Origin of the sequence: Psychrobacter sp. NG25 (genome assembly GCF_015234355.1) — a bacterium.
Lineage (GTDB): Bacteria > Pseudomonadota > Gammaproteobacteria > Pseudomonadales > Moraxellaceae > Psychrobacter.
In genome coordinates this window covers 20,840-44,267 of sequence record NZ_JADGMV010000001.1, presented here as the reverse complement: position 1 = coordinate 44,267, position 23,428 = coordinate 20,840, and the positions used below count along the sequence as shown (strand labels likewise).

The 23,428-nt window shown below is 42.8% G+C and carries 19 protein-coding genes; 7 read left to right on the top strand and 12 right to left on the bottom strand.

Annotated features, from left to right (window positions below; genetic code table 11):
* Positions 1-167 precede the first annotated feature (167 nt).
* The 3 genes from IPZ60_RS00190 to hflX form a co-directional block, all read right to left on the bottom strand.
* Entirely contained in the window at positions 168-857 is a 690-nt protein-coding gene (locus tag IPZ60_RS00190; RefSeq protein WP_194195894.1) for an LrgB family protein, read from the bottom strand.
* A 31-nt stretch (positions 858-888) separates the two neighbouring features.
* A complete protein-coding gene (locus tag IPZ60_RS00185; RefSeq protein ID WP_194195893.1) occupies positions 889-1,314 on the bottom strand; it encodes a CidA/LrgA family protein in 426 nt (141 codons plus the stop codon).
* Positions 1,315-1,667: 353 nt separating this feature from the next.
* On the bottom strand, positions 1,668-3,095 hold the full coding sequence (gene hflX, locus IPZ60_RS00180) for a ribosome rescue GTPase HflX (protein ID WP_194195892.1): 1,428 nt from the start codon (positions 3,093-3,095) through the stop codon (positions 1,668-1,670).
* 297 nt (positions 3,096-3,392) lie between these two features.
* Here hflX and IPZ60_RS00175 point away from each other — a divergent pair, with 297 nt between their 5' ends.
* On the top strand, positions 3,393-4,223 hold the full coding sequence (locus tag IPZ60_RS00175) for a 1-acyl-sn-glycerol-3-phosphate acyltransferase (protein ID WP_194195891.1): 831 nt from the start codon (positions 3,393-3,395) through the stop codon (positions 4,221-4,223).
* Positions 4,224-4,346: 123 nt separating this feature from the next.
* Here IPZ60_RS00175 and IPZ60_RS00170 read toward each other — a convergent pair whose 3' ends face one another.
* A complete protein-coding gene (locus IPZ60_RS00170; protein WP_194195890.1) occupies positions 4,347-5,387 on the bottom strand; it encodes an aldo/keto reductase in 1,041 nt (346 codons plus the stop codon).
* Positions 5,388-5,407: 20 nt separating this feature from the next.
* Positions 5,408-5,905 carry a peptidylprolyl isomerase gene (locus IPZ60_RS00165; protein ID WP_110921717.1) on the bottom strand — a complete coding sequence of 166 codons (498 nt, stop codon included), beginning with the start codon at positions 5,903-5,905 and terminating at the stop codon, positions 5,408-5,410.
* A gap of 255 nt (positions 5,906-6,160) precedes the next feature.
* Here IPZ60_RS00165 and IPZ60_RS00160 point away from each other — a divergent pair, with 255 nt between their 5' ends.
* Positions 6,161-6,832: a cold shock and DUF1294 domain-containing protein gene (locus tag IPZ60_RS00160; protein WP_194195889.1), complete on the top strand. Its 672-nt coding sequence runs from the start codon at positions 6,161-6,163 to the stop codon at positions 6,830-6,832.
* 110 nt (positions 6,833-6,942) lie between these two features.
* Here the strand turns inward: IPZ60_RS00160 and lspA are convergent, their stop codons facing one another.
* The 3 genes from lspA to IPZ60_RS00145 form a co-directional block, all read right to left on the bottom strand.
* Positions 6,943-7,578: a signal peptidase II gene (lspA, locus tag IPZ60_RS00155; protein ID WP_194195888.1), complete on the bottom strand. Its 636-nt coding sequence runs from the start codon at positions 7,576-7,578 to the stop codon at positions 6,943-6,945.
* Positions 7,571-10,396 carry an isoleucine--tRNA ligase gene (gene ileS, locus IPZ60_RS00150; RefSeq protein ID WP_194195887.1) on the bottom strand — a complete coding sequence of 942 codons (2,826 nt, stop codon included), beginning with the start codon at positions 10,394-10,396 and terminating at the stop codon, positions 7,571-7,573. The genes lspA and ileS overlap by 8 nt, the downstream gene beginning before the upstream one ends.
* 300 nt (positions 10,397-10,696) lie before the next feature.
* Positions 10,697-11,413, bottom strand: a complete 717-nt coding sequence (locus tag IPZ60_RS00145; protein ID WP_194195886.1) for a GntR family transcriptional regulator — start codon at positions 11,411-11,413, stop codon at positions 10,697-10,699.
* 139 nt (positions 11,414-11,552) lie between these two features.
* On the opposite strand from IPZ60_RS00145, the gene IPZ60_RS00140 reads away from it, so the two are divergent.
* Both IPZ60_RS00140 and IPZ60_RS00135 read left to right on the top strand, forming a co-directional pair.
* Positions 11,553-12,251, top strand: coding sequence for an aspartate/glutamate racemase family protein (locus IPZ60_RS00140; RefSeq protein WP_194195885.1), 699 nt, complete (start codon positions 11,553-11,555; stop codon positions 12,249-12,251).
* 106 nt (positions 12,252-12,357) lie between these two features.
* Positions 12,358-13,716, top strand: coding sequence for an NCS1 family transporter (locus IPZ60_RS00135; protein ID WP_194195884.1), 1,359 nt, complete (start codon positions 12,358-12,360; stop codon positions 13,714-13,716).
* 123 nt (positions 13,717-13,839) lie between these two features.
* Here IPZ60_RS00135 and IPZ60_RS00130 read toward each other — a convergent pair whose 3' ends face one another.
* A complete protein-coding gene (locus IPZ60_RS00130) occupies positions 13,840-14,388 on the bottom strand; it encodes a protein disulfide oxidoreductase (protein ID WP_194195883.1) in 549 nt (182 codons plus the stop codon).
* A gap of 123 nt (positions 14,389-14,511) precedes the next feature.
* Positions 14,512-16,149, bottom strand: coding sequence for a carbon-nitrogen hydrolase family protein (locus tag IPZ60_RS00125; protein WP_194195882.1), 1,638 nt, complete (start codon positions 16,147-16,149; stop codon positions 14,512-14,514).
* Between the two features lie 650 nt (positions 16,150-16,799).
* Between IPZ60_RS00125 and IPZ60_RS00120 the strand changes: the two genes are divergently transcribed.
* Positions 16,800-17,429, top strand: a complete 630-nt coding sequence (locus IPZ60_RS00120; protein WP_194195881.1) for a BLUF domain-containing protein — start codon at positions 16,800-16,802, stop codon at positions 17,427-17,429.
* A 117-nt stretch (positions 17,430-17,546) separates the two neighbouring features.
* Here IPZ60_RS00120 and IPZ60_RS00115 read toward each other — a convergent pair whose 3' ends face one another.
* On the bottom strand, positions 17,547-18,989 hold the full coding sequence (locus tag IPZ60_RS00115; RefSeq protein ID WP_194195880.1) for an FAD-binding oxidoreductase: 1,443 nt from the start codon (positions 18,987-18,989) through the stop codon (positions 17,547-17,549).
* Positions 18,990-19,417: 428 nt separating this feature from the next.
* Here IPZ60_RS00115 and serA point away from each other — a divergent pair, with 428 nt between their 5' ends.
* Positions 19,418-20,644, top strand: a complete 1,227-nt coding sequence (gene serA / locus IPZ60_RS00110; RefSeq protein WP_194195879.1) for a phosphoglycerate dehydrogenase — start codon at positions 19,418-19,420, stop codon at positions 20,642-20,644.
* Between the two features lie 162 nt (positions 20,645-20,806).
* Here serA and IPZ60_RS00105 read toward each other — a convergent pair whose 3' ends face one another.
* Positions 20,807-21,865, bottom strand: a complete 1,059-nt coding sequence (locus IPZ60_RS00105; RefSeq protein WP_227669159.1) for a rhodanese-related sulfurtransferase — start codon at positions 21,863-21,865, stop codon at positions 20,807-20,809.
* A 506-nt stretch (positions 21,866-22,371) separates the two neighbouring features.
* Between IPZ60_RS00105 and IPZ60_RS00100 the strand changes: the two genes are divergently transcribed.
* A complete protein-coding gene (locus IPZ60_RS00100) occupies positions 22,372-23,169 on the top strand; it encodes a hypothetical protein (RefSeq protein ID WP_194195878.1) in 798 nt (265 codons plus the stop codon).
* Positions 23,170-23,428 lie beyond the last annotated feature (259 nt).

Here is a 23,428-nt window from a genome sequence, read left to right as displayed (position 1 = left end):
TCCACTATAAAGGTATTACTGCATTAACCTCGCTTGAAATACTAGATATAGATCTACAGTTGGTTGCTTTGTACTACTTTTGAATTGAATCAATTGTATTTAAATACTGGAAAACAGTAGGGGCTGTCCTAAATAACTAGTTCAGCCCCTATTATATTATTGAGGATTTAACTGATGAGTGCGCTGATGAAAATAGGTACCCAGATGGCTGTTACCAGACCGTTTACTGCCAACCCAAATGCAGCATAACGCCCAGCAGTATGACTGATTTGCCAAGCTTCTACAGTACCAAAGGCATGAGCAGCTAAGCCAAGCGCTAGGCCTTTGGCACGGTCATCATCGATACCACGAAACAAAAAGCGCGCTAAAGCCCCACCGATAAGCCCTGAAACAATAATAATTAAGTTCGCTAAGGCAAGGGGAGCTCCAATCAAATCGGCGACACTGAGACCAATCGGCGTGGTGACTGAACGTGTCGCAAAAGCGAGTATGGTGTCGTGGCTTAACGAAAACAGATACGCCAATGACATGGGTAATAATGCACCCACGAGACTCGCAATAGTGACGATTAACATGAGTTTTTTGACAGGTAACCCTTTAAAGCTCATCGCTGCCAAAGGCACTGCCAATAATACGGTGACATACCCTAACAGACGATCAAATACGGGCTTAGCCGCACTATAGTAATCGTTGTAATCCCATTGCAAAAGGAACAAGAATAAAAGAACAAGTGCTAATGCGGTAATCACCATTGGCAGCCATGAAATCTTACGTGCCAGTAATCGAGCAATGACATGCGCTGCCAAGGTTAGTACGATGGCTGCTAGGGTCGTCACAAATAAACTGTCAAAACTCATACCTTTTCCTTGTTCATATTGCTCACAGCTATTATTTGTGCTCTTCAACAGAGGTAGTGTTAGTACTAACATTGTCGTTTAGCCAGCGATTGGAAAGAATCGCCAAGCCCCACAGTGGAATCAGTACACTGATAATCATCGTTGCCATCACGCCCCATAACTCATCACCTAAGGCAAAGAGTAGCAATCCTGCACCAGCAGAGACGGGCAAAAAAGCAAAACCACTATCGACCAATAGGGTATTACTGGCTTGCGTTAGCCAGCTTGGTAAGCCTTTGAGTAATCGCCAGGCCATCAAAATACAAAACATAGCGACCAGCCCGACAATATTGGCGGCTTTTTCGATGCCTGCCCATTGGCAGAGGATAACGGCTGATTCACGGACAAGGATAACCATCGCTAAAGTCAGGATGATTGCGAGCCATAGAGGCATATTAGAGAGATGAGTAGATTTCATAAGAACTACTGGCCAAGTCAGAGATAAATAGAATGAGCGCAAAGTTAGTACAGGTGATAACGCCGTAACTAAGCGTGTCCTATCTATCAATGTTTGTTGAATGTATAACAGGCGATTATATACAGAGTAGACAAACTAATAAAGTCTATAAGGTAATACGGCGCTTTGTTGTTTGGACTGAATATAGTCTGCCCACTATAAAATTGCTAGGGCATCAACTTTTATTAGTCTACAAACTGCCTCAGCCGTATATGAAATTTAAATATATACGCCATAAAAAAGGATGATACCAATGGATATCATCCTCTTATTGTCTATAACTTAAATGCTTAAAACATTGTTTTAGAATTTAGCTATTTCGATAGATTTTCTGCTTCAGGATTCAGCGCATCAAATTCGTCAAACGCTTTTTCTTCTGCTTCAGTCATTGTCTGCTCTTCAACATCATCAGACTGCTCAAACTCTTCAAGTACAGGCATCAGTAGCGTTGCTTGGGCAAGCGGCAGCACGTCTACTGGATCTAGATCCGCTTGACCAAGTAGTTGTCTCAATCTATCGCTTGGCAAGCGAATCGTTAAGCACTCATGACCACTGTCATCATAGGTTTCTTCTTGAATCACGCCGAGCTCGTACAAGGTGTTTTTTAATTGCCCTGCATGATAAGGGAGCGTCAAATCAAACGTGGTCAGTGTACCCGTGAGTAACTGCTGCACGGCTAATGATAATTCTTCCATGCCCAAGTTCTCTCTAGAAGAAACATAGACGCGGTTAGGTTCACCTTCGCTAGCATAGCCGATACGTGCAGGCTCTTCAGTTAAATCGATTTTGTTGTAGACATTGAGTACTGGCACATCATTATCAATTTCAGCTAATACGTCTTTGACCGCCTGAATTTGTTCATGCATGTCCTCGCTAGAAGAATCGATGACGTGTAATAATAAATCTGCTTCTAGCGTCTCTTCTAATGTAGCATGAAAAGATTCGACCAACTCATGTGGTAAATGACGGACAAAACCTACCGTATCGACCAATACCACACGGCCCACACCTTGCCAATCTAAGCGGCGTAGCGTTGGGTCGAGCGTTGCAAACAGCTTATCAGCAGCATAGATGTTTTCATCGACCAAACGATTAAACAAAGTGGACTTGCCGGCATTGGTATAACCGACAAGCGAAATGGTCGGCACGTCTGATTTTTGGCGACGGGCTCGACCTTGCGCACGTGTCTGTCTGACTTTCTCAATTCTACTCTTAAGCTGCATGACGCGCACTTGTAGCAAGCGACGATCCGTTTCAAGCTGAGTCTCACCTGGTCCACGCAGACCGATACCACCTTTTTGACGTTCCAAATGCGTCCAACCACGGACCAAACGTGTCGATAAATGATTCAATTGCGCCAGCTCAACCTGTAGCTTACCTTCATAAGTACGGGCACGCTGAGCAAAAATATCCAAAATCAGACCAGTACGGTCTAACACACGGCATTTGACCAACGCTTCGATATTACGCTCTTGTGAGGGCGATAAACTGTGGTTAAAAAGCACGATATCTGCATCATGCTCGCGCACCAATTCTGCTATCTCTTCTGCTTTACCGCTACCAACGAAATATCTGGCATCGGGACGTGCACGCGAACCTGTGACCAGTGCCAAGCGATCTGCACCGGCTGAGTCTGCCAATAGCTCAAATTCACCCAGATCGTCAGGATCTTGAATTTGGCGGATGTCTAAATGTACTATAATGGCGCGTTCGCCACCTTCATGTCTTTCAAAATAATCCAAAGAGTGTCACCTATTTAATAAAGTAGATATATCGCTATTATCAATTTAATAAACGTTTTAACAAACGTCGAAATAGCTTTTGTATGACCTTCTATATGTGGTCTTATCACTTGATGTTAAAGCGTATTCGTCTAAATATCGATATTTTTATGTTACAGAGTAGGTGGCTGAATAAAATACCAACAAAAGCGCTTGATAACTCAGTGAACAAATCATCACTGAGTTCATAAATTTTGTTATACTCACTGCGTTTATTTAAGATATACAATCATATATTTTTAACCACGAGGGATACAGATGAGCCAATCTAAGTCAGGCTTTTCACTCAGACAGCAATTCGGTCGCGGTAAACAAATCGCTGGCATGACCACCACTATCGCTGGCGGACTGCGTGCTGCTCAACGTATCGGTGCTTTTAGACAGCCACCACGCGAAACGCTACCGCGCTATATCCAGACCTTTTGCCGAAAAATGGCAGGCTCTTTTGGTGTAAAAGTCATAGCAGTCGAGCGAGTAGAGCAGCATCATGGTCTGTGGGTATCTAATCACGTGTCGTGGATGGATATTCCTGTAGTAGGGACGTTGAGTCCAGCCTTTTTCTTATCCAAAGCAGAAATCGGTGATTGGCCAGTATTTGGTAAGTTGGCGCATGCAGCAGGTACGGTGTTTATTGAGCGTGGCTCCGGTGATTCAGGATCAGTTGCGGCACAAATTGCCAACTTCCTAAGCAAGGGGTTTTCGGTTATCTTTTTTCCGGAGGCAACCACTACCGATGGCAAAAAAATCAAGCGTATCCATGGCACACTATTGCAGGCAGCGATAGATGCTGATGTTCCTGTGCGTCCTCTCGTAATTGCTTATGTCAATAAAGATGGTACGTTGAGTGAAGAGTTGCCTTATTATGGCAAACTGACGATGAAAGACAGCTTAAAAAAGGTGCTCGATAGTAAGGACGTGACGGCTTATGTACTGCCACTTGAACCGATAGATCCTAAAGGCTTGAATAAGAGTGAGCTCACCAATATATTGCAAGCACGTATGCAAGAAGGCTTGGCTGAACTACATTCGCGAGTACTGACAAAAGCATCTCAAGAAAAACTGGCTCAAGAAAAAGTATCTAAAGTATAAGTTTTCTTAAGTATCAGGCTTGCTTGAATTGATAAGTGAGCAGACACAAAAAAGGCGCAAATAGCAGTGATAGTTCTCGCGATTTGCGCCTTTTTCTTTTATATAGCTATAAATCAGACTAAGTTAAGGTGATGGATTAGGATGCTGAGTATGTACCGCCTCAATCGCTTTTAATACATCTGAGCTTAGCGTCAGATTGGCACTATCGATATTAGATTTAAGCTGATCGAGCGTAGTTGCCCCAATGATATTACTAGTGACAAACGAGCGTGAGTTAACGAAAGCCAAGGCCATTTGCGCCATATCTAAATCGGCATCAGCAGCTATTTTGGCGTATTGCTCAGTGGCTGATATTGCCTCTTCATTGGTATAGCGGGCAAAGCGATCATACATGGTCAGACGAGCACCTGCTGGGCGCTTACCATCAAGATATTTACCTGACAATACACCAAAGCCGAGGGGAGAATAGGCAAGTAAACCAACATTCTCACGATGAGCAATCTCCGCCATATTGATTTCATACAAGCGGTTTAATAGACTGTAAGGGTTTTGGACGGTAAGAGGTGGTATTAAACCATTTTTGTCCGCTTCCCAGAGATAGCGCATAAGTCCCCATGCAGTATCGTTCGATAGACCATAAGCACGAATGCGACCTTTTTTAATCTCATCGTTCAATGCTTGAATGGTCTCTAAAAAAGGCGTCAAATCATCTAGCGGTTGCGCTGCCATCTCTTCAGTATAGCCAAGCTGACTAAAAAAGTTCGTTTGGCGTTCAGGCCAATGCAGCTGGTAAATATCGATATAGTCTGTTTGAAGACGTTTAAGATTGTCATCAATAGCGCCACTGATCTGCTCGGCGTTAAAACGTGTTTGCCCATCACGTAAAAACCCCATAGGAGATATTTTGCTGGCAAGAACGACTTTGTCACGTTGTTTGGTTTTATTAAACCAAGTACCCATAAAGCGCTCTGTGTCGCCTTGCTTGTCTTTATCTGGTGGTGATGGATACATTTCCGCCGTATCCCAAAAGTTCACACCTTCGCTCAATGCCATGTCCATTTGCTCATGCGCTTCGGACTCAGTGTTTTGCTGTCCCCATGTCATCGTACCTAGACAGATTTTAGATACTTTTTCATCGATTTGTGGCAGTTTTTGATATTGCATGTTGTGTCCTTATTATTGTATTAGATGAGCTTTATGCCAGTCACACCAGGTGGTGTCACTTTAAATATTTTTACTTTAAACAGCAGCGATTGCCCGGCAAGTGGGTGATTGAAGTCCACTTCTACTTGGTCGTCGTCGATGGCGCTAATTGTACCAGGCAAAGTATTTTTGCCTTTGTCTTCAAACTCAACCATCATGCCAATCTCAGGATTGTCAGCGATCAGTGCAAATTGAGTACGGCTAAAGTGCTGAATATTATCAGGATTCCAATCGCTAAATGCTTGCTCTGGCTCAAGATGAGCGGAGCGTGTATCGCCAGCGCGTAGATTCATCAGTACTTGCTCAAAGCCTGGTAACAAGCTTTCATCACCAATGGTCAAAGTTACAGGGGCATCGCGGCTAAAAGTAGAGTCAATCACCGTACCGTTTTCTAGTGATACTTCAAAATGCAGCTTTACAAGACTGCCGTGAGTGATACGGGTGTCTTCATTGGGATTGATAAATTGTGAGTCGGTCATAGTTAGCAGCCATCTATTGCGGAATTGGGATATTAAATCAAAAAATAATATGAGAAATGATAAGTCATCTGACAGATTATGTAAGCGTAAAAAGTGTAACGCAAATAGTGTACTATAGTCGGTTAAGGACGTTTTAAATACCAGAAAGGCGAGTGAAATTACTACAACTCGTTGGATGAGCAAGTATGAAAGCGTATCTGATTTATATGAGATTGACTACGTATTTAACGCATTTAAGAGAGAGCGGGCATAGCGATGGCTAGTAAACAGCAGGGGCAAGTTAAAAAGTGGCAAGACGATAAAGGCTTTGGTTTTATCCAAACGGAGAATGGTGACTCTGTATTCTTTCATATCAATGAGTTCAAGGCGCGTCGTCGTCCTGAGATTGGTGAGCAAGTAGTTTTTACGCTTGGGCAAGACAATCAAGGACGCATGCAAGCAAAGGATGTGCAAGAGCTTGATTTCGTACAGCAGACAATGGCAAAAAAGAATAAGCAAATCCGTCAGCGCAATCATAAGCGCAGTGCCCAAGCTGATTTTGAAGCAGGGCAAAAGAAACGATTGTTTTTAGGTGTCGGGTTTTACGGTGTCTTAATCTTATTGGCCATAATGGATAAACTGAATTGGTTGGTGGTTGGCTGGTATGCCGCATTGGGCATTATCACCTATGCGATGTATGCCAAAGATAAAGCAGCAGCCCAAAGTGGCAACTGGCGTACACCTGAGTCGACGCTGCATCTACTCAGTGCGCTTGGCGGCTGGGTAGGGGCAATGGTTGCGCAGACTTATCTACGCCATAAGTCACAAAAGGCCGAATTTCGTGCCGTGTATTATTTGACTGTCGTCATTAATATGGCAGGATTGTTATTTATGTTGGCAGGTGGAGATATATCATTCTTGAAAGACTTGCTAGATTCGTTAATATAAAAGGACAGCAGCTTGCTAAGAAAGAGTAAGCCAAAGAAAAGGTGGGTTACGAATGCGTAACCCACCTTTTTTATTTATAAACCTAATTAGGTTTGTACAATTATTTGAAATTATACTCGTGGCATTTCACGCTTCTTTTCTAAGAACAGCATATCAATGACAATCATTGCAACACCGATACTGATGCCCATATCTGCAATATTAAAGATAGGGTAATGCCAGACATCGGCGTTATGTACATGGATGAAGTCGATGACGTGACCATGTAGCAGACGATCGATTAGATTACCAACTGCGCCGCCTAGTACCAATGCTAAGCCTGTAGATAGCAACTTGGCTGTGCGTGGCGCTTTAATCAAATAGCCGATTAAGAACAGTGACATCAATAATGCCAATCCTGAAAAAAACCACTTCTGCCAACCGCCAGCATCCGCCAAAAAGCTAAAAGCAGCGCCATAGTTGTATGCCAACGTCCAGTTAAGAAATGGCTCAATCACCGGTACTGGCTCATGAAAAGTCAGCTTGGTTTCAGCCAGCCATTTCGTCCACTGATCAATGATAACCACGACCAATGATAGTAAATACCACGTAAAGGCGCGACTACCATTAGCGAGAACTTTTGGTGTTTTCGTCAGTCGACCCTTGGGCGTTGATGAGCTACCCGTCGTCGCATGAGCTGGCTCAGGCGACTTATTGGTTTTAGTATTTGGCTGCTTATTTTCCGCTGGTTCTGTTGAGTTAGGCATAATGACGTACCTCGCCATCACCGCTGACGTTGGTCACGCAGCGTGCGCATAACTCAGGGTGCGTGCTATCTGTACCGATGTCATCACGGATATGCCAACAGCGTACGCATTTGGTACCAGCGGCGGCACTGATATCTACCACTAAATCTGTAGATTCTTCTGAATTACCTTCAGTTTGAGCTTCTGCATTTACTTTTTCAGCAGGTGCCTCGCTCATTGGTTTTAGGGTGGCGCTACTGGTAATGAGTACAAAGCGCAGCTCTTCGCCAAGTTTGGCTAAGCTCTCATGCATCGCACCATCAGCATATAAGTTCACATCAGCAGATAGATTGGCATTGATGATTTTCTCACCACGTGCGGTTTCGATGTTTTTATTCACCATATCTTTAGCGCGCATAATGCGTTGCCAGTCATCAAGACTAATAGCACTTAGCTCAAGAGCTGGGAACCCATACCAGCCTTCGGTAAAGACATAGCTATCAGCACCGTGCAACACTTCCCACGCTTCTTGGGCAGTAAATGACAAGATTGGTGTAATCCAGCGAATAAGCGCTTGAACGATATGATAGATAGCCGTTTGCGCAGAGCGGCGCGGCTGACCATTAGTCTGTGTCGTATATTGACGATCTTTGATGATGTCTAAGTAGAAGCTACCCAAATCTTGCGAGCAAAACGCGGTGATATGTTGAGTGACTTGGTGAAAGTCCATTGCATCATAAGCGCTGATGATTTGTGCTTGTACTGTCTGTGCGCGCTCAATGATGAATTTATCAAGGCTAACCAGTTCATTGATATCAACACTGTTGGTCGCTGGATCAAAGTCATCGGTGTTGGCAAGCAAGAAACGTAGGGTATTACGGATACGGCGATACATATCGATCGCACCTTTAAAGACTGTTTTACCTGCGCTCATCTCATAACGATAATCACTAGAAGCAATCCACAAACGCAACATATCCGCGCCTGTTTTATTGATTTCTTCTTGCGGGGTGATGATGTTGCCAAGTGACTTACTCATCTTACGCCCGTTTTCATCGACCACAAAACCATGCGTCAATACTTGCTTGAATGGTGGGCGCTCGTACATGGCTTCTGAGGTTAGTAATGACGTCTGGAACCAACCGCGATGTTGGTCAGAGCCTTCTAGATACATATCAGCTGGATTGGTCAACTCATCACGCTGATCGAGTACCGCAAAATGCGTCGTGCCTGAGTCAAACCATACGTCTAAGGTATCAGTCGCTTTGTCATAGTCAGCCGCTTCTGCGCCTAAGAAATCTTCACAGCTCGCATCGAACCAAGCTTCAACGCCACCTTCATTGATTTTTTGTGCCGCGACTTCCATCAGCTCAAGCGTGTTTGGATGCAACTCGCCTGTTTCTTTGTGAGTAAAGAAGGTAATTGGCACGCCCCATGTACGCTGGCGTGAGATACACCAATCTGGACGACCATTCATCATAGATTCGATGCGGTTCTGGCCCCATGCTGGCGTCCAGTTGACTGAAGGAATGTCAGCAAGCGCACGATCACGTAGGCCTTTAGCTTCCATACTGATAAACCATTGAGGCGTTGCACGGAAGATAATCGGTGACTTATGACGCCAGCAATGTGGATAGCTGTGTTCAATTTTGGTATGGCTGATTAAGTGACCATTATCTTGTAAAGCGGCAATGATTTGTGGATTGGCCTTATAGATGTGCTCGCCAGCGAATACAGCTGCGCTTTCTAAATAAACACCAGTACCGCTCACTGGGTTTTCAACTGGTAAATTATATTTAAGACCAACGATATAGTCGTCTAGACCATGACCAGGAGCCGTATGGACTAAGCCAGTACCACTATCAGTGGTCACGTGATCACCTAAGATAAGCGGTACTTGGCGGTCTTCAATCAATGGATGCTGGGCACGTAGGCCTTCAAGCTCGCTTCCTGATACCGTCGCTAAGATGCCTTTATTTTCTAACTTAAGCTCCAGGACTGCCGTTTCGACAAGGTCGGTGGCCAATAAAAAGTTGCCTTTTTCAGTCGCGACGACACTATAGTCGCTGTCAGGGCTGACGGCGATTGCTTGGTTGGCAGGTAACGTCCAAGGGGTCGTTGTCCAAATGATGGCGGCGATATTGCCTAAGTTAGCCAATGCAGCCACTTTGTCAGTATCGAGTACATCAAAGCTTACGTAAATAGCATCTGATACTTTATCTTGGTATTCGACTTCTGCTTCTGCAAGCGCAGAGCTACAGTCCAAGCACCAGTTGACGGGTTTCATACCGCGAGTGACGTGACCATTGTCATAGATTTTGGCCAATGCGCGTACGATATTGGCTTCTTGATGGAAGTTCATGGTCAGATAAGGATTGTCCCAATCACCAAAGATACCCAAACGTTTGAAGTCTGTTTTTTGTAATTCAATTTGAGTGCTCGCATACTCACGGCACAGACCACGAAACTCTGTTGCTGAGACCTTTTTGCCGACTTTACCGACCTTGGCTTCAACTTTTTGCTCGATTGGCAGTCCATGACAGTCCCAACCGGGTACGTAAGGCGCATCAAAGCCTGATAACGTTTTTGATTTTACGATAATGTCTTTTAGTACTTTGTTAACCGCATGACCTAAGTGAATCTGACCATTAGCGTATGGAGGGCCATCGTGCAAAATATATTTAGGCGCACCGATACGTGCTTGGCGAATTTTGCCATACACATCGTCTGCTTCCCAAGCTGCCAGCCAATCTGGCTCACGTTTGGCAAGGTTTGCGCGCATCGCAAACGGTGTATCTGCGAGGTTTAACGTGTCTTTGTAGTCGATAGATTCGGTCATAAGTAGTGTCTTTATCTAGTTATATAGTAAAAAGATGGTCATACAATTCAATATGTAAAACGACGATTTTTAAATCTGTCAGGACGACTAACGCAATCAAAGCCATCTATTATAGGGTAAATCACTGATTAAAAATAGGGCGTATGAGGGTCTACTTTGAGCAGGAAAAGGTGTGTTTGAAATTTAAAAACCCTGTTTGATATGCATAAGTGGTCGCATTTTGTATCAACGTGCTGCAATTGATTCAAAATGCTTAAGATATTCAAGGCACAAAGTGAGTAATCACAGAACAAAGCACGGCTAAGTTGTAGCAATCGTCAACTGCTCTGCCAATGTGGAAAAAGTGTTTGTTGCATGTTTAAAGTTAAGACTAGACTGCAAATGATAAAGATGCTCATCAATTAACAAAATAAGTCTTTGTTCGTCTCTCGCTTCAATCGCTTTTACAATACCTAAATGCTCATCTTCTGCACAATTAGAAGAACCAGCTTCATTATATAAACCAATAATCAAAGTAGTGCGTAATGTTAGCTCGGTTAAAAACTTTTCTAGCACGTGGTTCTTCGCAATAGTCGCTAACTGCATGTGAAACTCTCGTGATAAGCGCAGTTCTACAGGTTTGTTTCCTTGAGATCGTGCTTCAGCCTCAGCTGCGATAATACGGCGCATATTAGTAATATCTTGTGAATTAGCGTTTTTGAGCACACTGCAAGCTAGAGTGCGCTCAATAGTACGACGAGCTTCGAAAACATCTTCCGCTTCCTTAGGAGAGGGTGTTGCAATGAATGCGCCTTTATTAGGTTGTAGTTGTACGACATGCATAGTAGCAAGGGTCGAGAGTGCACGTCTAACATTTGCCCTATTGCAGTTGAACAAGTTGCTCAGTATCTGCTCACCAAGTTTCGTTCCGGCAGGCAGGCGCTGTTCTGATACTGCAGACGTGATTGAGTTAATGATCGCCTGTTCTGGCATCTCATCAATTTGAGTTGTTAAGTTTTTGGTTTTTGATGTATTCATAGCCGGAATTATAGTGTGCTCTCTTCTTTTTAACAACAATAATGAAGTTACCTATTGTATTGTTAACAAAAATAATTAACAATAATAGTTAACAATGTTTTGTCTTTTAATATTAAACACAATAAAAAAGTGAGTATTTATGAAAATTCTAGTAATGAACCCAAATTCAACAGCCTCTATGACTGAAAAGATTGTGGCTAGTGCTCGTGGAAAAGTAAGCACTGGCACCGTTATTATTGGTGCTTCTGGAACGGATGCACCTGCCTCTATTCAAGGTCACTATGACGAAGCGATGTCAGTGCCAGGTTTGTTGTCTCGCTTACAACAAGCTGAGTCTGATGGCGTCGATGGCGTCGTAGTAGCTTGTTTTGATGATCCGGGCATTGGTGCATGCCGCGAGGTTTTTTCAGGACCGGTCTTAGGTATTTGTGAAGCGGCGGTAAAGGCGGCAAGTATGATTTCCACTTCGTTCAGTGTAGTGACGACACTGCCACGTTCTGTGCCTGTAATCGAAGCGTTGATTCATGGATATGGGTTGTCTCACCGATGCAGACGCGTACGTTCTGCTGCCATACCGGTTCTTGCACTAGAAGAAACTAATTCAGGCGCCCGCGAAAAAGTTCGTGATGAGATTCTCCGTGCTGTAGAAGAAGACAATTGCGAAGCGGTGGTATTAGGCTGTGCGGGAATGGCTGATTTAACAGAGTGGTTGACGAAAGAGACAGGAATTCCTGTTATTGATGGAGTAACGGTTGCAGTACGTATGGTTGAGGCCTTAGTCGGCTGTGGTCTGAAAACTAGCAAGGTTGGTGCTTATGCGCAACCCATCAAAAGTTAAATTAAGGATAACCGAGTATGTATTAAGTCATTAACAACTCGAAGCTAAGAAACTTGTAACCGAACTATAGATTTTTTCAATAAACTTTTTAGGGAAGGAGAAGGTAATGGAAAATATAAAAGGTAATACAGTAACGCCAGGCGTAGACTCTGTTGAACATAAGGCCATTGGTCAAGAGAGTCTAGCACCTCAAACCACTCGTATCATGGGCCCATGGTCTTATTTATTTGCATGGCTGGGTGGTTGTGTGTCTATTGGTACGTTTACCGTCGGATCAGGTCTGGTCGGTACGTTAAACTTATTACAAGTTGTCTTAGCTATTGCGATTGGTTGTACAGTCATTGGCGCTGCATTAATGATTAATGGTCGCGCTGGCCATAAATATGGCATCCCATTCATGGTGCAGTGTCGTTCGGCTTTTGGTTTTTCTGGTAGCCGTATTCCAGCCTTAGTACGTTCAGTTCCAGCTATTGTGTGGTTTGGTTTTCAAAGTTGGATTGGCGCAGGTGCACTGAACTTAGTGTCCGATGCTTTGTTTGGTTATAGTAATCTTGTCGCATTCTTTATTGGTTTTCAGTTTTTACAAATTGGTTTATCCGTTCTTGGCTTCCATGGTATTAAATGGCTTGAAAATATTGGGTCGGTCTTTATTATCGGCTCATTGATTTACATGTTTGTTAGTGTTATTAACAAATATGGTGATGCGATATCGAGTAATCTTATTAATGTGGAAGGAACATGGGGGGCACCGTTTTGGGGTGCAACGATGCTATTCTTGGGTGTTTACAGCACAATGATGCTAAACGTGTCAGATTACTCTCGAGAGTTAAGAGAAGATGTTGGTTTATTTCGTCAAGTGGCAATTTATGCAAACTCGATATTACCAGCAACACTTTTCATGGGCCTAATTGGATTAATGGTGACCAGTGCCACGGGTGAGGTTGACCCTATCAAAGTATTTTCTAGTGCGGTAGACAATAAGCCATTACTCATTATTACCATGCTATTTATTGCTTTTGCACAGGTGACTACCAATATCTTGAATAATGTGGTGCCACCAGCTTATGCTTTGATGGATATTTTTAAAATTAAATATAAAACCGCTGCTGTACTTGTAGGACTAATGGCCTTTGGTACGTTTCCTTGGGAGCTTGTAAAAGATGAATCCGCAGCAGGTTTGAACTTATTTATTCAGACTTACTCAGCATTTTTAGGCCCTTTATTTGCTATTTTAGTGGTTGATTACTATTTCCTTCGCAAGCAAAAACTGGATCTTGATAAGCTCTATGATGAAAATGGTCCTTACAGAGGGGTAAATATGGCTGCAGTCATTGCTATGGCTGTAGGTATAGTCGTCGCCTTAACTTTTTCTAGTGTCTCTTGGTATGCGAGTTTGATTCCAGCTGGGGCTATCTATTGGATACTAATGTTAAAAATGCCTGCCGCACAACGTTTTATGTCGTAAGAAATATAGGTTTGGTGCAATAAAGTATTGATAAGAGCCTGTTTATCTGTGAGATAGGCAGGCTTTTATTGGTAAGTATGGATATATGCTAATGAATGCGAAGCGGCTTAATCCTATTAAGCATTAAAAAATAGACGATAACCACAGTCGTAACTTCAATGACCAAAGTGGCTGAATCCCTGTCAGTCCTTGCGTCATCTCACCATCTTTTAGAATGACATACGAAGGCGTGACTTGTCCTTGCCAATCATTAAAGATATAACCTTCTTGGTCGTTTACCGTTGTAAAGTTAAAGTTTTTTTCAGTCAGGTAACTCTGCAACTCTTGGTTAGACCCTGATTGAACGGCGATAGCAACAACAGGATAGTTATTTGCGGCGGCCAGCTTGTTTATCGTTGGAGAGGTGAAGCTACAGACTGAACACCACGTACCCCAAAAGTATACCAGTGTCGGCTGCTCGTGACTCAGCGCGGCTAAATCAACCGCTTGTCCCTGATAGTCCATCAATTGCAACTGCGGATTGGCTGGCATAACGGGTTGTCGCCACCAGTTGACCGCTGTATAAATCACGACAAACATTAGACTATATAACAGCACCGTTTTAACGATGGACAGTATTTTTTGCTTTGGTGTTTTTTTAGCAATATCTTTCTTTAAGGTATCAGTCGTCATAGTGGCGGCTTTTTTTGTCCTATGTATTTTTGGTAGATAAAAATAAACGGCTGAGAGGTCAGCCGTATTATTCACAAATTTGATTACATAGTTGTTAATAAGTGGTTTCTCTCATCCACTTGATTAAGGCTTTTGTGCGCGATCCTGTAATGGATTGCCTATAAGTACGCTGCCTGAGTTTTCGCGGCGTTCTTCATCAGTCAGTTTGCTGGTTGGAATTTTGGCTTTCTTCTTCCATTTTAGACTAAATAAATCGTCACGGCGGTCAATCAGGTTATGAACTGAGCCTTCGTTACGCACATGGGTTAGTTTGTCTAAGTTCACATCAGAGAAAAACACCATTTCGGTATTGGCCGTGGTTTCCGCCATGATCGCATCATGCGGGAATGCAAAATCTGATGGTGAAAAAATAGATGACTGAGCATACTGAATATCTAGACTTTCTACCTGCGGTAAGTTACCAACTGAACCACAAATCATCACATAGCATTCGTTTTCAATAGCGCGTGCTTGGGCGCAATGACGCACACGTAAGTAGCCGTTTTTCGTATCTGTCCAAAAAGGCACAAACAAAATATCCATGTCATCAAGTGCTAAGAGACGAGCAAGTTCTGGGAACTCAACATCATAACAAACCAAGATGCCAATGCGCCCAGCATCAGTATCGAACACCTTAACTTCATCACCGCCTTCGATGACCCAAGCGCTGCGCTCATGTGGCGTGATATGGATTTTGCGCTGTTCTTCAACCGTACCATCACGGCGGCACAGGTAGCTGACGTTATACAAGGTGTCATCTTCATCTAGTAAAGGCATAGAGCCACAGATGACGTTTACGTTGTAGCTGACTGCTAGATGCGATATCTCGTTTTTGAACCACTCGGTATATTCTGCCAAAAAGCGAATGGCGATGTTCTGATCTGTTGACTCGCATAGACCCATCAATGGCGCATTGAAAAACTCTGGCAAGCAGGCAAAATCTGAGTTGTAATCAGCCATGATATCGACGAAGAACTCGACTTGTTGTAGTAGCTCTTCTGGTGACTCTACTTCACGCATCTGCCACTGGATACCACCGATACGTACTTCAGACTTACGGGTGTTTGGCTTGTAGTCTTTTGGCTCATAATAAATATTGGCCCACTCAAGCAGGGTAGCAAAACCTTTAGACTGAGCATCATCTGGCAGATAAGCAGTTAGGATACGCTTGACGATAAAGCCATTCGATAATTGGAATGACAGCGCAGAGTCATGGATTTCACGAGCTGCGACGGCATCGATATAGTCGCCAGGGGTGAGGTCTTGATGATTATGATAGTTAGGAATACGACCACCGGCCAAAATCGCGCGGAAGTTCAGCTGACGACACAGCTCTTTGCGCGCATCATATAATCTACGTCCTAAGCGATAGCCACGATATTCTGGATCAATCAAGGCATCTAGACCATAGATAGCGTCGCCTTCTGGGTTGTCTCTAATAATCTCTTTTTGACCAATCAAATCGTCATAAGTATGTGGGTTAGAAAACTTGGCATAATCCACGCGCATAGAGAGAACGATACCGATCAGCTGATCATGATCAAACATTGCAATCTGCCCTTCAGGAAAGGCATCAATCAACGTATGGATAGTGGTTTTTGACCATGCGCCGCCTAAGTTGACATAGACACGGTCCATCAATTCTTTTAATTGAGGGTAATCTTTTTTCTTGATCTCAGCAATCGTTAGGTGAAGGTCATCTAGTTTTTCTATCTTGCTCATAATGTTCCTGTTTTGAATATTTATGGGTATTAGTCATAGCTAATAGGGCAGCGTAAATTCTGTATTAACCTGATACGTGGTCAGTCTGGCCGAGTGTGCTATTTGTCATATTTTAACTCGCCTTCCTTATATATGGATTATCTTAATCGAGTTTAGCAGTCACGTTGGCAAGTTTTTATATAAAAAAGTGATAAAAACATTCCAATCGCAAAACATTACCGTTACAATAATTTATCATTGTATTTACAATAAGTTATGCGTGTATTTTATCTTATTTTGCCTGTTAAATTCAGCGTTGCCACAATGGTTTTTAAAGTTGATAGCGCTTAAAAATGATTGTTTGAAAATGACGATAGGAAGTCGCAAAATTTGTATGTGACTATTTTCACTATCGTTTATTACTATTTTCAGGTAATACGTATGAAGAAAACCTCATATTAATTCGATATCATTTTTATATAGTATTTCTTACTTGGTAGCTTAGTCGCTTTATGTCGCTCGTTATCATAGCAAGCTACACAAGCAATGACAGTCTAACGTGGTAACTATTTGCTACGTTTTTGTGAGTCAGTATCTTTTTATTCGGGCATCGTTTTCTTTTGCTTGTTTTGTTTAGCCGTATTTAAACGGCTTTTTAGGATTTTTTTATTATGCCCTTAAGTCACACCGATAAAGTCAGTACGTGGGACGAGATAGAAGACTCAACTCTGGTCCAATTGGTTTATGTCAGTAGCCTGACGATTGCCTCACGCTTAAGCGCCTCTATATTTGACGAAGTAGAAAGCCATGCACGTGACTATAATCAGCAGCATGGCATCACCGGTACGCTATGTTATGGTAGTGGCCACTTTTTGCAATGCATCGAAGGTGAGAAGGCTCATGTATATGCACTAAAGCAACGCATTTTTGCAGATAGCCGCCATAAAGATGTTGAGGTGCTGCTCTTACAGACCATAGAACATCGTAGTTTTGCTGACTGGCGTATGCGTTTGCTGTTTTTGGAACGTTGGTTATGGTCACCAGCAACCAAAAATCAGGCCACGCAATTGTCACCATATCTGCCATTCGCACCGCATGGCTGGTCCCCTGTCCGTACTGAGCAATTTCTGCATATTATAAAAACTTTTGATAGCCCGCCACATGTGAAAGCCGCAGGTATTACTTATAATGCACTTGGTAATATGTTTCGCCATATCGCAGCGCCGCATCAAGCCTTTTTGATCATTCAAGGGTTTTTAAGTGTATTACTCGTGGTGGCGCTGATACTACTATATCTATAAATTATCGCTTTTATAAGCCAAAAAAAGACGCTAACCTTCATGGGTTGGCGTCTTTTTTATTGAGGATAGGTTAAACGTTCAGCATGCCCTCACTCACTCACTCAGGCAAGCAGCCCACTACATATCAAAAATCTTACCGCGGTTCATGATATTGTTAGGATCAAAGACTTTTTTGACCTCTCGTAAATAATCAATCTCGGTCTCGCTGCGACTATAACTCAGATACGGTTTCTTTGTCATGCCTACGCCATGTTCAGCAGATACCGAACCACCATATTTTTGTACAGTCTCAAATACATACTTATTGACAACCTGACACTCTGCAAAGAAATCATCTTTGCTCATATTCTCAGGCTTTAAGATGTTGAGATGCAAGTTGCCATCACCAATATGACCGAACCAGCACACCTCAAAGTCAGGATAGTTACTGCTGACAATGTCATCAATCTCAACAATGAACTCAGGCACATAGCCTATAAGGACAGAGACGTCATTCTTATAAGGGGTGAATACTGAAATGGTCTCAGAGATGTATTCGCGAAGCTTCCACAGCTCTTCAGCCTGTGCAAGGCTCTGGCTCATGACACCATCGACGACCCAACCTTGCTCCATGCAGTGCTCAAATATGGCCATGGCCTTGTCCATAATTGGCTCATAAGGCGCTTCGAACTCTAGTAGCGTATAAAACTTGGTACGCGACTCGAATGGCTCTTGTACTTGACCATGTGCCATCAGTTTATCAATCGCCACATCGTCAAAGAACTCAAACGCGGTCAAGTCAATCTTCGCTTGGAATGCAGATAGCACGTTCATGACATCGTTAAAGCTGTCCATGCCTAGCACCATGACGTTTAAGTCTTGTGGCTGACGCTCCAGCTTGATCTGGGCATGGGTAACTAGACCTAGCGTGCCTTCGCTACCAACAAACAATTGGCGCAGATCATAACCAGTCGCGTTCTTCACCATACCGCGATTAAGCTGCAAGATGTCACCTTTACCAGTGACAACAGTCAGTCCCATAATCCATTGACGGGTCATGCCATAGCGAATGACTTTGATACCACCTGCGTTGGTACCGATATTGCCACCGATTTGACTGGAGCCTGCTGAAGCAAAGTCGACAGGGTAGTACAAGTCTTTAGACTCTGCGAACTGCTGCAACTGCTGAGTGATGACGCCGGCTTCGACTTCAACTATCCGATCGGCTGGATAGAACTGTCCGATACGGTTCATCTTATCCATACTGACGACAATCTCACCATTAGCGGCGACTGCGCCAGCTGATAGACCAGTACGACCACCACTTGGCGTTAGGACGACGTTGTGCTCATTGGCAAGTAGGACGATAGATTGCACTTGCTCGGTAGTTTTCGGAAAGACGATGGCGGCAGCGGCAGGCGCAAAATGCTTGGTCCAGTCTTTGCCCCAATGCTCTAAACTCTCAGCGTCAGTTTTGATTTGGCTGGCATCAAACTGATGAGTCTCAATCAGAGTACTTAAAATAGTTTGGACAGCTGCGGTATGGGTTTCAGGTGTGCTTTGGCTAGATAAAGAAGTCATGGTCAAATCTCGGTATAAACAAGCGCTATGTATAAAGGGGATTATTATATCGCTAAATTGATAGAAATATACTTATCATAATTGTAGTGACTTACGCATTGTTGTGACATCCGCACCTTTAGGTAAGTGTGTTCAACTCAGTAGGCGTTGGTGATTGTGGTAATTATAGAGTGATATGATGGCATGTGCATGCACAAGCGTAAATAGTATAGTAAAGAAACTATTCGCTAATGTTCAATACATACTAATAAACACTGAAGGATATAATTCACTATAGCATAAAAAAAATTCAGGATAGATAATCAATAATTCATCTAATCTGCTAACATCGGCGTCGAATTTTGTGTAAGATATCTAGACTGTTTTCGTTTCATCCATCATAGATTATCGCGCAGATAATTTTAAGACAATTATAGGACAGTTCCCACATGGCGTTATCACTACAAAAAGACAAAATCCGGTTTTTATTGCTTGAAGGTCTACATGCTAATGCTCTAAAAGTATTGGAAGGCGCTGGCTATCATAACATCGAAAATATCAGCCAAGCTTTAGATCAAGATGAGCTCATTGAAAAAATTAAAGATGCTCACTTCATTGGTATCCGTTCGCGCACTCAACTGACACGTGAAGTGCTGGAGCATGCACACAAGCTGATCGGCATTGGGTGCTTCTGTATCGGTACCAACCAAGTAGATTTGGAAGCGGCTCGCGACCTAGGTATTCCTGTCTTTAACGCGCCATACTCAAACACCCGTTCGGTGGCTGAACTGGTATTGGCTGAAGCTATTATGCTGTATCGCGGTATCCCTGAAAAGAACGCCACCGTACATCGTGGCGGCTGGGGCAAGTCTGCAACCAACTCACATGAAGTACGTGGTAAGACCATCGGTATCGTTGGCTACGGCTCTATCGGCTCACAGCTGTCTGTATTGGCAGAAAGCTTCGGCATGAAAGTCATTTATCATGATGCCGTGACCAAATTACCACTAGGTAATGCCGTGCAAGTAAGTAACTTAGAAGAGTTACTATCAACTGCCGACATCGTGACATTGCATGTGCCTGATGTACCAAGCACGCGCTATATGATGAAAGCTGAGCAGTTCGCCCAAATGAAAGAAGGCAGCTACTTCATCAATGCCGCACGCGGTACTTGTGTAGAGATTGATGACTTAGCCGCTGTACTTGAGTCTGGTAAAGTATTGGGCGCCGCGATTGACGTGTTCCCGAAAGAGCCAAAATCTGCTGACGAAGAGTTCGAATCACCACTGCGTAAGTTTGACAATGTTATCTTGACGCCGCACATCGGTGGTTCAACGCAAGAAGCACAGGCTAACATCGGGCTAGAAGTGGCAGATAAGTTTGTTCGATATTCTGATCAAGGTGATACGGCGACGGCTGTTAACTTCCCAGAAGTATCTGTTCCGTTCAAAGAAAACTCGCATCGTCTGCTGCACATTCACAAAAACGTACCGGGCGTATTGTCACAAATCAACCGTCTGTTCGCTGAAGCAAACATCAACATTCTAGCGCAAAGCTTAATGACTGAAGGTGATGTTGGTTATCTGGTGATGGATGTGGATTATAACGATTCAAGTGCCGCTCTAGATCAGCTAAAAGACGTGGAAGAGACTATCCGCGTACGTATCTTATTCTAGTATAGTTAATCCACTATAAAAGAGTTACAGCGTTAACCTCGCTTGAAGTATTACATATACATCTGCACTCGGTTGCCTTGTAACACTGATAATTTGTTATAAAAAAAGAGAGGCTCTAATAAATAGAGCCTCTCTTTTTTGTTTAGCCTGAAGTAAGACTGTTTATTTCTTTTTGGCTTGATTTGCTGCATCGGCTAAACGTTGTGCTTCAACCTTAGCGGCTTTGCGTTTCTCTATCACATCTATCACGTCGCTACCGATGTGTGCTTCACCACGTTTTTTGGCCAATTGCATTTGGTGTTCACGTTCACGAAAGCGGGCTTTTTGCTCTTCAGTCGCTTTATCGATACAATGCGGGCATGACTCGCCTTTAATGTAAGCACTGCTTTGCATCTCTTCTTGAGTGATAGGCATGCGGCATGCGAAACATTGCTCGTAGCTGCCTTTTTCTAAGTTGTGATTGACCGATACACGGTTGTCAAAGACAAAGCAGTCGCCTTCCCACATAGAATCGCTAGCAGGTACTTCTTCTAAATACTTTAGGATGCCGCCTTCTAAGTGATAAACCTCTTCAAACCCTTGCTCACGCATATAGGCAGTGGATTTTTCGCAGCGAATACCACCTGTGCAAAACATAGCGACTTTTTTATGCTTAGCTGGATCCATCTCTTTTGCTACGTATTCTGGGAACTCACGGAAGGTCTCCGTATTTGGATTGACAGCATTTTTAAAGGTACCGATTTGCACTTCATAATCGTTACGAGTATCGATCAGAATGACATCAGGATCAGAGATTAGCGCATTCCACTCGCTTGGTTTTACATAACGACCAACCGATTGCAAAGGATCAATGTTTTCGACGCCCATAGTGACGATTTCTTTTTTGAGCTTCACCTTAGTACGATAAAACGGCTGCTCATTGGTATACGATTCTTTAAAAGTAAACGTGCCAATCGCTTCGATACTACGCAGATACTCGAGGACGTTATCAATACTTTGGCGCGTGCCAGAAATCGTACCGTTAATACCTTCAGCGGCAATTAACAAAGTGCCTTTGACGTCGTTATCGAGCATGGTATTTAAGATCGGCTCACGGTATTGCTCAAAGTCAGCAAAGCGTGTGAACTTGTAGAGTGCTGCAACTACGATATTGTTAGTGACACTGTCGTAGGCGGGTGCTGCTTTGTTATCAGTTACAGTGCTGTCTTGGGTATTACTCATGTTTTTCTCCTGCTGGCTAGGTCGTAAACCTAGTGCGTTGGGTTAACAGTCTGATTCAAATAAACACGCTATTGTGTCATCCTCGCTTGATGTACTCTGGGTACAATCTGCACTCGGCTTTATTATATCGCATTCATTTGAAATAGACTTTGTCAGTTCAAAATGGGTTATAACACTAGCCTAATTGTGGAATTGTCTAATGCGCGCGTAGTGTAGCAAATTTTGGTAAGATTTTGAATAGTTTAAGAGTTGCTAGCATCGTTAAGTGTATACATAACCCATTGAGTGATTTACTTTAAGCAGTGATAGTTTTTAAGCGTTTATCTTATGAGTAGAGCTTGCTATATTAGACGTTTGCTCATCATTTTGGTTTACTTTATTTTCCTGTGAAAGCAATTAAGGGTCTTTACTCTAGCCGTCATTATCGAAAATAGATTAATAAAATTCATCGTTCATAGAGCTATAAATTGTGCAAAATTTGTGACGAGTAGAGAATAAGAGATTGCATGCCAAAAACAAAACCTAATAAAGTTTTAAACCTAATTTGTCCTCATGAAAGTTGTCATGAGTCGTTTGCTGTCCCTTTAATCGAAAAAGGAATACTATTTTGTCCACATTGTAATCACAGTCTTTTGACGGAGAAACCAGTTGATGTAGATCAAATCAACAAAGTAAGTATCGTTGAAAATAGAAAATCTAAATCATTTTTACATCACTGGCCCTATTTCGCATGGCTGTCGCTATACGCAATTCTTTTAATTATGGCAAAAATATATAGTTGGACGGATATCATGGACTTATATCTGATTGCGATATTTCTTGTAGGTTCCATAATATTTGAGAGGTATAAATCTCATTATAACAGTGTGTTATACCGCCTAAAACATAATGAAGTTGAGTTCAAGGCTGGTGTTGATACCTTATTTAACATTAAAAGGTTTTCTGAAATTAATACTGATTATGTAAATAATGAGGGTGTATTAAACCATAGTAAGTGCCGATTCAATAAAGTAGAAATGCCAGTTCTAAAAAACTGTCCCCATTGTAAGTCGCAAATGGTTGTAAAATTGAAGCAGATGGTTGATTGGCAGAAAAACCTTTACTCTAAATACGATATTTATCGCCCAAAAGGAGTTCCAGATAGTGAGTACTGCAGTGTCACAAAGCGTTATGTATCGAGGGATACCACACTGTCTAATATATTCCTATGCTTAAATTGTCACACTCATTATAGTTGGCTATATATTTCAAATGAGCATTCAACCATAGATGAGGAAGATGCACGACAATTATGCAAAATGTAGGCGTAAAATCCAAGATTTAAAGGTGGCTATCAAATAGACGTTATCGTTCTTCATTATTGTGGAATGTAGAATAGTAAGTCTTGTCCTAATCTACCTTCCGATCGGTATGAGCATGGCGGTAGAATATATCGATAAAACCAAAGCCAGCACACCGGTGAGACTAATAATGAGTGTTAAAGCTGACAAAAGCTTTGATGGGCGTTGTAGTGTAATAACCGCAAGTATTAAACACACAACAGGAACTATCGACCACCATTCA